10 protein-coding genes and 1 pseudogene are annotated in these 10817 nt (G+C 52.0%); all 11 read left to right on the top strand.

Going from position 1 to position 10817, the window contains the following annotated elements; translation table 11 throughout:
- The first annotated feature begins 487 nt into the window (after positions 1–487).
- Positions 488–2635, top strand: a complete 2148-nt coding sequence (locus Q0628_RS07395; protein ID WP_298769645.1) for a bifunctional (p)ppGpp synthetase/guanosine-3',5'-bis(diphosphate) 3'-pyrophosphohydrolase — start codon at positions 488–490, stop codon at positions 2633–2635.
- On the top strand, positions 2632–3225 hold the full coding sequence (locus tag Q0628_RS07390; protein ID WP_298769644.1) for a hypothetical protein: 594 nt from the start codon (positions 2632–2634) through the stop codon (positions 3223–3225). The genes Q0628_RS07395 and Q0628_RS07390 overlap by 4 nt, the downstream gene beginning before the upstream one ends.
- Positions 3226–3261: 36 nt before the next feature.
- Entirely contained in the window at positions 3262–3642 is a 381-nt protein-coding gene (locus tag Q0628_RS07385; RefSeq protein WP_298769642.1) for an NADH-quinone oxidoreductase subunit A, read from the top strand.
- Complete coding sequence (gene nuoB, locus Q0628_RS07380) at positions 3633–4892, top strand: NADH-quinone oxidoreductase subunit NuoB (RefSeq protein ID WP_298769640.1); 1260 nt, start codon at positions 3633–3635, stop codon at positions 4890–4892. The genes Q0628_RS07385 and nuoB overlap by 10 nt, the downstream gene beginning before the upstream one ends.
- Positions 4892–6031, top strand: a complete 1140-nt coding sequence (locus tag Q0628_RS07375) for an NADH-quinone oxidoreductase subunit D (RefSeq protein WP_298769639.1) — start codon at positions 4892–4894, stop codon at positions 6029–6031. Before nuoB ends, Q0628_RS07375 begins: the two co-directional genes overlap by 1 nt.
- Before the next feature lie 3 nt (positions 6032–6034).
- Complete coding sequence (locus Q0628_RS07370) at positions 6035–7153, top strand: complex I subunit 1 family protein (RefSeq protein WP_298769637.1); 1119 nt, start codon at positions 6035–6037, stop codon at positions 7151–7153.
- A gap of 1 nt (position 7154) precedes the next feature.
- Positions 7155–7628, top strand: coding sequence for a 4Fe-4S binding protein (locus tag Q0628_RS07365; RefSeq protein ID WP_298769635.1), 474 nt, complete (start codon positions 7155–7157; stop codon positions 7626–7628).
- Complete coding sequence (locus tag Q0628_RS07360; RefSeq protein ID WP_298769633.1) at positions 7628–8209, top strand: NADH-quinone oxidoreductase subunit J; 582 nt, start codon at positions 7628–7630, stop codon at positions 8207–8209. The genes Q0628_RS07365 and Q0628_RS07360 overlap by 1 nt, the downstream gene beginning before the upstream one ends.
- Entirely contained in the window at positions 8206–8511 is a 306-nt protein-coding gene (gene nuoK / locus Q0628_RS07355; protein ID WP_072798596.1) for an NADH-quinone oxidoreductase subunit NuoK, read from the top strand. Before Q0628_RS07360 ends, nuoK begins: the two co-directional genes overlap by 4 nt.
- Positions 8504–10459, top strand: a complete 1956-nt coding sequence (gene nuoL, locus Q0628_RS07350; protein WP_298769631.1) for an NADH-quinone oxidoreductase subunit L — start codon at positions 8504–8506, stop codon at positions 10457–10459. The genes nuoK and nuoL overlap by 8 nt, the downstream gene beginning before the upstream one ends.
- 12 nt (positions 10460–10471) lie before the next feature.
- Positions 10472–10817, top strand: a pseudogene (locus Q0628_RS07345) (NADH-quinone oxidoreductase subunit M); the annotation flags it as partial.

The raw sequence follows: 10817 nt of genomic DNA, 5'->3' as shown, positions 1-10817 counted from the left end.
CGGCGACTGCAAAAAATGCAAGTACTGGCGCTACTGCGAAGGCTCAAGCCTGCACTTACGTGACGAGAGGACCAAGGAACTCGCCTACTGTCACGTGAAGCGCCTCGAAGACGCCGGCGCGTAAACGCCCCCCCCCCAAAAAAAAAATCAAAGTTGAAAAAAAATAGCCGCACCCCGCAAGTCGGGTGCGGCTGTTACCAGAGCCTTTCAGTTCCGGTCACGGCTAGGGGCTCTTTATTGTTCCTGAGGATCAAACCAACCCAAAAATGGTCCTCGGAACAGTCCTCCTTTTTCCCAAACGACTCCCTAGCAGAGAGGTGCATTTTCACCTACCCATAAGATAAAATTCTTTACAAAAAAAAGACTTCCTCCGTACAACAAAACGTTGTTTGTAAAAACAACGGATAAAAAGTTTGAAAACCCTTATTTTTCGCATATTTAGCAAAAAAAGCCATTCCAAACCGCAATTTTTTAGATATTATTTATAATGATGGAACAAGTGAGCCTCACATCGAATCAAGCACACATCGTGGATGTGCTGTTAAAGAAGAATCCCAAGCTGGAGCGTGGGATTCTTGAGAAGGCTGTTACTTTCATAGCTGAGGCACACGAAGGGCAATACCGCAAGAGTGGCATGCCCTATACCGAGCACCCATACGAAGTAGCCAAGATTCTTGCCGACCTGAAACAGGACCAGTCAACGGTACTTGCAGGCCTGTTGCACGACGTCGTCGAGGACACAGACCATTCGCTGCAGGAAATTGCGGCTAAATTCGGAGATGACACGGCTTTCATGGTCGACGCCGTCACGAAGATTACTGCCGCGCAAGAGTCGAGCAAGACGGCCCAAAAGGCGGAGACCTACCGCAAATTGATCAATGCCATGGCGAAAGATCCGCGGGTCATCATGATCAAGATTGCGGACCGCATCCACAACATGCGCACCATGCGCTACATGAAGCCCGAAAAACGGCAAGCCATTGCGCAGGAAACGCTTGACATCTACATTCCGCTCACGCACCGTTTCGGCCTCTACAAGCTGAAGAACGAGCTCGAAGACCTGAGTTTCAAGTATGTCAATCCCGACGAATACCAGAAACTGGTAAACCTGCTCATCGAGAATAAGGAATCTCGCGAAAAGTATATCCAGTCGGTCATTGGCCCTCTGCAAATCAAGATGGCGCTCGAGGACTTCGATTGCACCATCCAAGGCCGCACCAAGAACATCTACAGTATCTACAACAAGATGATAGCCCGCGGATGCCAGTTCGAGGACATTTTTGACATTTTCGCCATCCGCATCATCGTCGAGACGATTCCCGAATGCTACCTAGCTTTGGGATATGTACACAACCTATGGACTCCGCTGCAAAGCAGATTCAAGGACTATATCGCAACTCCTAAGCCAAACCTTTATCAAAGCATCCATACGACCGTTATTGGCCCCGAAAACAAGATGGTCGAAGTTCAGATCAGAACCAAGGATATGGATCAGACAGCCGAAAAGGGGTTTGCTGCTCACTGGGCCTACAAGCTGGAAACGCAGCATGAAGGCGAAGAACTTGCCTGGCTAAACCACATGGTCAAGTTGCAGTCCGAAATTTCGGATTCCAAGGAATACCTGGACTTTTTGAAGGTGGACCTTAAACCCGCCGGCATGACGGTCTTCACCCCGAAGGGAACTTCTATTGAACTTCCTCAGGGATCCATCGTCCTGGACTTCGCCTTTGCTGTTCACACGGAGCTCGGGTTGCACTGTATCGGTGCAAAGATTAACGATGAAGTGGTGAATCTCGACACAGTCGTCACTCACGGAGCAACAATCCAGGTACTCAAGAGTCCGCACCAGGAACCAAGTCCAGAATGGCTTGAAATGGTCAAGACGGTCAAGGCGAAACAGGAACTGCGTCGCTGGATGAAGAACAGTTTCATGAAGCAGGCCATTGACCTAGGTAAGGAAATATGGGACCGCGAATTGCGCCTTCAGAAAATCGAGAAGGCAAAACGTCCCTCCGAAGAAAGCGTCTGCAAGTACTTCGGCACCCCCACCATCGACGACTTCTATGAACGCATCGGCCAGGGCGAATTGCCACTACTGGACATCCAGCGTTTTCTGAACGGCGGAGAGACGACACAGAAGGAATCCTCTTCGTTACGGTTCTTCCCCATGTTCAACAAAGATTCAAAGGCTGTCCGGAAGGACGACATGCCCCTGCAGATAGGCCAGGAAACCAGTCTCGTGGTTCATTTTGCCAAATGCTGCAGCCCGGTTCCTGGGGACCCGGTCGTAGGCATTCTCCGTCCAAAGATCGGTATCGAAGTCCATACAACCGACTGTCCGCAACTGAAAAACCTGCCCATCGAACAGCACATTGCCGTAGAATGGAGCGACGACATCAAGCACTCCTTCGAGACTCACCTGACGCTAGAAACCGAAAACCGCAAGAACATTACCCTGGACGTATTGCAGGAACTCAAACGCGCCAACGTGTTCCTTGACCGCATTACCGCGGCCAGCCAGCATTATTCCGGCCGTATCCGCCTCGTTTTCAAGGCCTTTCGAAAGGAACAGGTCGATTCCATTATACAGAGCATCAAGAATATCCCCGGCGTAAAACAAGTGGTAAAATCATGATACCCAAGCTCCACCATAGCGACTACACCCTAAAGAACAGAGCGTTCAACTGTCGTATGCGCAACCGCTATTACGAGGAAGTGTATTACGCCTTCAGAGCTTTGCTACCAAACGAAATCGTGGAGCACAACGAACCCAATCCCGTGGCGGACACCATTTGGTTCCAAGGACTAAACAAGGAAATCAAGCATTTCGAAAGGCTGATCATGACATGCCTCGAATATGCTCAGGCAGCGGTATTCTATGGCAAAACCGAAAACGCCGCTCTCTACTCCAAGGACAAGCGATGGGGCATTTTACAAGAGGAAATCTTCCTCGTTCACTTTTTACAGGAAATGCTCTCCACTACGCACTATGTGATAGCCCGCATCGATACGGACAAAATGCTACAGCGCTGGGCAGGCGAAATGCAGGACCTCAAGACAAAACCGGTTGGATCGGGTTACGTGAACACCATTCAGGAAAAGCTAAACGAGATGAATGCGGCAACAGTCGATGAATTCAAGGATTTGCTAAAACATGTACTTGACCGATTCCAGATTGGCAACACCCTGTTCGGGACCGTTCAGGAACTACAGAACTTCTATTAATAGTGTGAAATGTGTAATGTGAAATGAGAAATAATTATGTCTGAGTATATCATCCTATCCATATTCCTTTTCCTTGGCGCGTTTATCGCGGCAGCAGCTACCGTAGTGGGCCTTCTACTCGGTTACCGAACAAAGAACACCAAAAACAAAATGGCCCCCTACGAATGTGGCATGGAAACTATCGGAAATGCACGCATTCAGTTCAAAGTCGGCTATTACCTTTTCGCACTTCTTTTCCTCGTCTTTGATATCGAAGCTCTTTTCCTGTTTCCCGTCATGGCGAACTTCAAGGAAATCATGGCTGGTCACACGCCCCTGTCGCCAGCTATCGTCGTTATTGACCTCGTGATTTTCATGGCAATTCTCGTTTCAGGTCTTGCCTACGCATGGAAAAAAGGAATTCTCAAATGGGAATAATTAACCTCGCTCCTAAGATTTTAGATCCTATCCCGGGCGGCAAGTATGTCGTCAACGCGATAGACTACGTTGTAAACTGGGCCCGAGCAAATTCGATCTGGCCCCTCACCTATGGCACCAGCTGCTGCGCCATCGAAATGATGAGTAGCTCCATGGCCCGCTACGACATCGCGCGCTTCGGTAGCGAAGTGTTCCGCGCATCGCCCCGCCAGGCGGACCTGTTCATTATCGCCGGTACCATTACCCGCCGTATGGCGCCCGCACTGCAAATGCTGTGGGAACAGATGCCTGGTCCTAAATACGTGCTCGCGATGGGCGCCTGCACCATCAGCGGCGGACCGTTCATCTACGACAACTACGCTGTGGTGCGCGGGGCGCAGAACCTGATTCCTGTAGATGTTTTCGTTCCCGGTTGCCCGCCACGTCCCGAAGCCCTGTTCCACGGACTTCTAACGCTACGTGAAAAAATTCTCAAGGAAACGTGTCGCAACCCTTGGCACGAAGGTGAAATTCGCAATGTGTCCACGATGGACCGCTACCGCGAAGCTGCCAAGACCTGGGCAGCCCTCGAACAGATAAAAGACGAGGAAATGGCCGAGGCCCGTGCGAAATTCAAGGAAGAAAATCCTGACTACAAGAGTTCATTCAAGCCAGTGCGAATCAAGAAAGAGGATTTTCCCGAAGTACCGCGCATACCGTGCAAGCGATTCGGCATGCACCAGATTGACATCTATAGGAAACTCAAAACGAAGTTCCCGAACATTACTGTACACACTCATAGCGAAGACCCCATCGAGAGCGTAATCGAGGCGATGCCCGCCGACCATCCGCTCGAAGTGATGATCAATGTCGAAGACTATGTGGCCGCCGTGGAATACGTGAAGAACGATCCCGAATTCAAAATGAACTACCTGATTGATGTCACAGCCATTGATTACGACGATCACTTTGACATGGTGACGCAGCTCCGCAGCATCGAACTGGGTCACAAGGTTTTCTTCTGCGTACAGATCAAGAAAGATTTCAATATTCCCGAAGAAAGACGTCCTACAGCGTTGCTCGGAACAGTTCCCACTATCAGCCACCTGTACCCGGGAGCCGAAGTCAAGGAACGCGAAGTATACGATATGTTCGGAATCAACTTTGAAGGTCACCCCGACCTGCGCCGCATATTCTTGGACAAGGACTTCGTAGGTTTCCCCCTGCGTAAGGACTTTACGCACCCCGAAATGATCAGGAGGCCCGTATAATGGCAACGAGACTTCCCCCGGGATTCAAGATTACCCGCGATACCAATACCGAAGAATTTTTCATCAACATGGGTCCGCAGCACCCCAGTACCCACGGCGCACTCCGTCTCGCCCTCCGTATGGACGGTGAAACCATCGTGGAAGTGGTGCCGCACTTTGGCTACATCCACCGCGGCATGGAAAAACAGGCGGAATCCATGAGCTACCTGCAGTACATCGCGATGTCCGACCGTCAGGACTACTTGACGGCCATCCAAAACAATCTAGGAGTCGTAATTGCACTAGAAAAGGGAATGAACATCGGCGTACCCGAAAAGGCCGAATACATCCGCGTGATGCTTTCGGAACTGGGTAGAATCGCCTCTCACCTCGTATTCTTCGGCTGCTTCGGCGGCGATTTGGGCGGCCAGACCTGCTTGCTGTTCGGTTTCAAGGAACGCGAAATGATCCATGACATTCTGGAAGAAGTCACCGGATCGCGCCTGACCACCAACTTCTTTAGACCGGGTGGCAGCCGCTATGACGTTCCCGAGAACTTTATCGACCGCGTGAAAGCGCTCCTCAAGCACCTGGAAGGCGCCATGAAGGACTACGAAAGGTTCCTTTCCAAAAACGTCATCGTGCTGGAACGCAGCAAGGGCATCGGCATCCTTTCTGCCGAAGACGCCATTGCTTACGGATGCTCCGGCCCGGTACTTCGCGCAAGCGGCGTCGACTTCGACGTGCGCAAGGCAAATCCCTACAGTATTTACGACCAGTTCCAATTTGACATTCCCGTCACCTATACGGGCGATTGCTACGACCGTTACACGGTGCGCATAGCCGAAATTCACGAGTCCATGCGCATTCTTTACCAATGTATTGAAAAATTCCCCAAGGACGGTCCCTGGCGCGCAAAGGAAAAACCCGTACGTATCCCCGTTGGTCGTTACTACAGCGAAATCGAAACCGCGAAGGGCCTGTATGCCACTTACGTGGTGGCCGCAACAACCGGCGAAAAGCCTTACCGTATTCACACGCGTGGGCCGAGCTTCCCACATATCGCAGCCCTCAACAAGATGGTTCAGGGTCACAAGATTTCCGACCTCGTGACCATCATGGCAACGCTTGACCCGGTGATTCCCGAAATTGACAGGTAATTTATGTTTGTACCTTCTGTAACACATCCGATTGGCGACTTTGTTCGCAGCTGGGTTCCTAAACTCACGGCATACTTGCCGGATGCCTTGCACAACACAACGCTTGATAGCGTCACCGCATTCCTCGTGAACGCCTTGATTTGCGTCGTGGCCGTGTGTGCGGTGAACATCGGTTCGGCTCCGATCCTTATCTACATGGAACGCAAGGTTTGCGCCCACGTGCAATGCCGCCTGGGGCCCATGCGCCTTGGTTGGCACGGCACGCTGCAGACCATCGCCGACGTGATCAAGATGCTCTTCAAGGAAGTCTATTCCCCGAGCGGCGCCGACAAGCTGATGTTCTATGTGGCACCGATGATTGTGCTCATCGCTCCGTTCATCGTCTGTGCCCTGATTCCCTTCGACAAGAACCTGGTGGTCGCCGATATCGACATGGGCATCCCCATGATCATTGCCGTGAACGGATTCGGAGTGCTTGGCATTTTGCTCGGCGGCTGGAGCAGCAACAACAAGTATTCCCTGCTCGGTGCGCTGCGCAGCGGCGCCCAGATGATTAGCTACGAAATTTCGTTTGCGATGATTCTCCTGTTCGTCGTGATGGTTTCGGGTTCCACGAACCTGATGGACATTACCATGAGTCAGTCCGGCACCGTTCTCGACTGGTTCATCTTCAAGATTCCGGTCATCGGTTTCATCGCCTTTATCCTGTTCTTCATCTCTTCTACCGCCGAAATGAACCGCGCCCCCTTCGACATCGCCGAAGCGGAACAGGAACTCACCGGCGGCTACCACACCGAATACAACGGCACCCCGTTTGCCATGTTCTACCTGGCCGAATACATCGCCCTGGTCACGAACTCGGCACTTGCCGCCACCTGCTTCCTGGGTGGATTCCACGCGCCCTGCATCGGAGTCGAAGCGATCGACACCTACCTGCAGATGGTTCCTGGCTTCGTGTGGTTCTTTGCAAAGATTTACTTCATGATCTGGTGCTACATGATGGTCCGCTGGACCTTTGTGCGCCCCCGCGTGGACCAGCTCATGGACTTTGAATGGAAATTCCTTTTGCCGGTGAACCTGGTGATTCTCACTGCCGGCGCAGTTTACATGATTTTGGTCTAATATGCAAGAACGAATTTCTACACGTCGATACATCAAGCGCTACCTGAAGCGCTGCATCACGGGTCCGTGGAGCCTGATCTGCGGTTTATCCGTGTCGTTAAAGTACTTTTTTGACCCACGGCGCATTGTCACCGAGCAATACCCCGAAAACAAGAAGACGCTAAAGATGCACGAACGCTACCGCGGACGCCTCGAGATGATCGAAGACGCCGACGGAAACAATCACTGCACCGCCTGCGGCATGTGCGAACGCGCCTGCCCGAACGCATCGATTAACGTGCTTTCGACCAAGAACATCGCGGGCAAAAAGGTGCTCGGCCGTTACGTCTACCACTTTGCGAGCTGCACCCAGTGCGGTCTCTGCGTAGAAGCCTGCCCGTTTGGAGCTATCCGCATGAGCCAGGCGTTCGAAGTCGCAACGACCGATCCAAATACGCTCGAAATGATTCTGAACCAGAAGGAGGGCCAAGGCTAATGTCCCAAACTCTTTTAGCAGGTCTTATCCCGCAAAACATAGCATTCCCTACCGGTGGAATGGACATCGCGTTCTACATAGTAGCATTCGCTATTCTTGTTACTGCCGTCTGTACAGTCGCCGTCAAGAACATCCTGCAGAGCGCCGTATTCCTTATCTTTAGCTTTGTCGCTACGGCCATTCTCTACCTTATCCTGCACGCCGAATTCACTGCGCTTGCCCAGGTAATGGTCTACGTGGGCGGCGTCGTGATTTTCGTGGTATTCACCATTCTTCTCACAAGTCACCTCGGCGAAGACGCTTTCGCAGTCAAGATTCCAAGAATATTCGCGGCATTCGCCCTTTCGATCATTTTCGTAATCGTGATGGTCAAGTGCCTCTTGCCCGTCGAAGGTCTTTCGAGTGGCGCCGTAGTCGCTCCCGAAGGTTACGCCTCCCTCAAGGCGTTCGCCCTTAGGCTCCTGGGCTACGGACCCGACGGATTCGTAATTCCCTTCGAAGTCGTAAGTATCCTCTTGCTGATGACTCTCATCTGCGCCATCACTATAGCCCGTAAAGGCAAGGAGGAAGAAGAAAAATGACTCTAATGAATTGTCTAATTCTCGCTTTCCTGCTGTTCGGCATCGGAGTCTGGGGCCTCATGCGTAGACGCCACCTGATTGGCATGTTAATTTCAATTGAACTCATGCTGAACGCCGCTAACATCAATTTCATCTCGTTCGCCTACTTTAGCGCAAAGGACTCTACCGCAGGTGCACTCTTCAGCATTTTCGTAATCGCCGTGACGGCCTGCGAAATGGCGATAGCCCTCGCTATCATCGTGTCGATGTATCGCCGCTACAAGAGTCTGGACGTTGAACAGTTGAGGGACCTCCATGATTAATGACGTTTCCATCGGCTACTTGATTTTCTTGATGCCGCTCCTCGTGTTTGCGGTAAACGGGCTTTTCCTCGGGCGCAAATCGGACAGGGCCGCAGCAGCTTTCGCCGTTACCGGTAACGGTATTGCGATGGTTTCGGCTCTAATACTCGCCGTCCACTATTTCGGTTCCGGTTTCGCTCCACAAAAAGCCGTTCTTTTCCAGTTCCCGTTCCTGAGCTTCGCCGAAGAATTCGCCGCAAAAATAGGACTTCTCGTCGACCCACTCTCGGTGATGATGCTCGTAGTTGTCACAGCGATATCATTCCTCGTGAACATCTACAGTATCGGCTACATGAAGGGCGACCGCAGCACCGGCCGTTTCTTCGCGTTGCTTTCATTGTTCAGCTTCAGCATGCTCGGTCTCGTCGCCGCAACGAACCTTTTCCAGATGTTCATCTTCTGGGAGCTCGTGGGCGTTTCGAGCTATCTCCTGATCGGTTTCTGGTACCACAAGCCCTCGGCAGTGAGCGCCTCCAAGCAGGCATTCATCCTTACGCGCTTCGCCGACAGTTTCTTCCTGCTCGGCATCGTGATCGTGAGCTACATAGTGCAGAGCTTCGACTTCTTTACTCTGAACAACCTGACTCTTTCCGCATTCAAAAAAGAGACAATTGACCTCGGCATAATGGTCGTAAGCAAGGCTGACGCCCTTATCCTTGGATCCATACTCATATTTACGGGTGGATGGGGCAAGTCAGCAATGTTCCCTATGCATATTTGGCTTCCGAACGCCATGGAAGGTCCGACTCCAGTATCCTCGATTATCCACAGCGCCACGATGGTGGTGGCCGGAGTCTATTTGGTCGCGCGCCTGTTCCCGTTCTTTGCAGCCTGTGGCGACACATTAAACCTAATTCTAGTCGTGGGAGCCTTCACGATGGTCTTTGCCGCAGTTATCGCCTGCACGCAGAAGGACATCAAGCGAATACTCGCTTACTCCACGCTCTCGCAGCTCGGTTACATGATGTTTTCGCTCGGAGCCTGCAAGCTTGGTGACGCAGTCATCACGACCGGCTGGACAGCATCCACCTTTCACATCTTTACGCACGCCTTCTTCAAGTGCGCCCTATTCCTAATCGCGGGCAGCCTGATTCACCAGGTACATACCAACGATCTCGACGCCATGGGCGGACTCCGCAAGAAAATGCCGCTCACCTACTGGTGCAGCCTTATTTGCGTGCTTGCCATTGCAGGCATTCCGCCGTTCTCCGGATTCTTCTCAAAGGACGAAATCATTTTGGCGGCCTTCCAAGGTCACCATTACGTGGTATTCGGCTTGGCCATTCTCACCAGCGGCCTTACCACATTCTACATGTTCCGCCTGTTCTTCTTGGCCTTCCATGGCGCTCCGCGCTGCAAGTCCGTTGCCGAAGGCCATGTGCACGAAGACTTCTTCATGACTCTTCCGATTGTGATTCTTGCCGTGCCCGCCCTGTTGAGCGGCCTCCTCAGCAAGAACCTCTTCGAGCAGTACTTTGTGCCGGGTAGGCTCCGCGTGCCGCAGCTCGTGATGCTCCCCCATGCCGAATGGATTCCGTATGTGGCTGTTGCCGTTGCCGCCGTCGCCCTTTTGATAGCATGGTTCTTCTATGCAAGCCCGAGGGCAAAAATCGGACGCGCCCTCGACGCCACCAACCGAAGCGGGCTCTACAAGGTTATCTACCACAAGTTCTACTTTGACGAAATGTACTACGCCGTGGTTCGCCAGTTCGTGATTGGCGGTATTGCCCGCGTAGCACGCTTTATTCAAGACTACATTATCGAAGGAATCCTCGCGTTTGTCGTGTGGTTCACACACAAACTCGGCGACCTCGTGCGCTACGCACAGGGCGGAAACCTGAGTTTTTACCTGGGCACGCTTATTGTCGGCGTAATCCTGTGGCGTTTCTTGGGGCAGCTTCCTATTTAAGCAGGTTTGACTATGGATACTTTGCTTTTTAACCTTATCTGGATCATACCACTTTTCACGGTCCTAGTCTGCGCACCGATTTCTTCGCAAAAGGAATCCCTGCTTAAGACAATTCATGCCGTTTCGGGCACCTTTGTGTTGCTGCTTGTCGGCTACCTTACCTACAGACTCTACACGCTTGGCTTTGACACAGCCGCCAAGGAATCAGCCCCGCTTTTACTCCATTACTACATGGACATCCCGTGGTTGCATGCCTTTAACGCCCATTACGCCGTCGGCGCCGATGGGCTCAACATGTTCCTGCTGTTCCTTACCGCAGTCATCGTCTGGGGCGGAATCCTGGTCAGCTGGAACATCA

Source organism: uncultured Fibrobacter sp. (assembly GCF_937877005.1).
In the GTDB taxonomy this organism is placed as follows: Bacteria; Fibrobacterota; Fibrobacteria; order Fibrobacterales; family Fibrobacteraceae; genus Fibrobacter.
The sequence above is the reverse complement of the archived record's forward strand: the minus strand, read 5'-3'. Positions and strand labels throughout refer to the sequence as shown.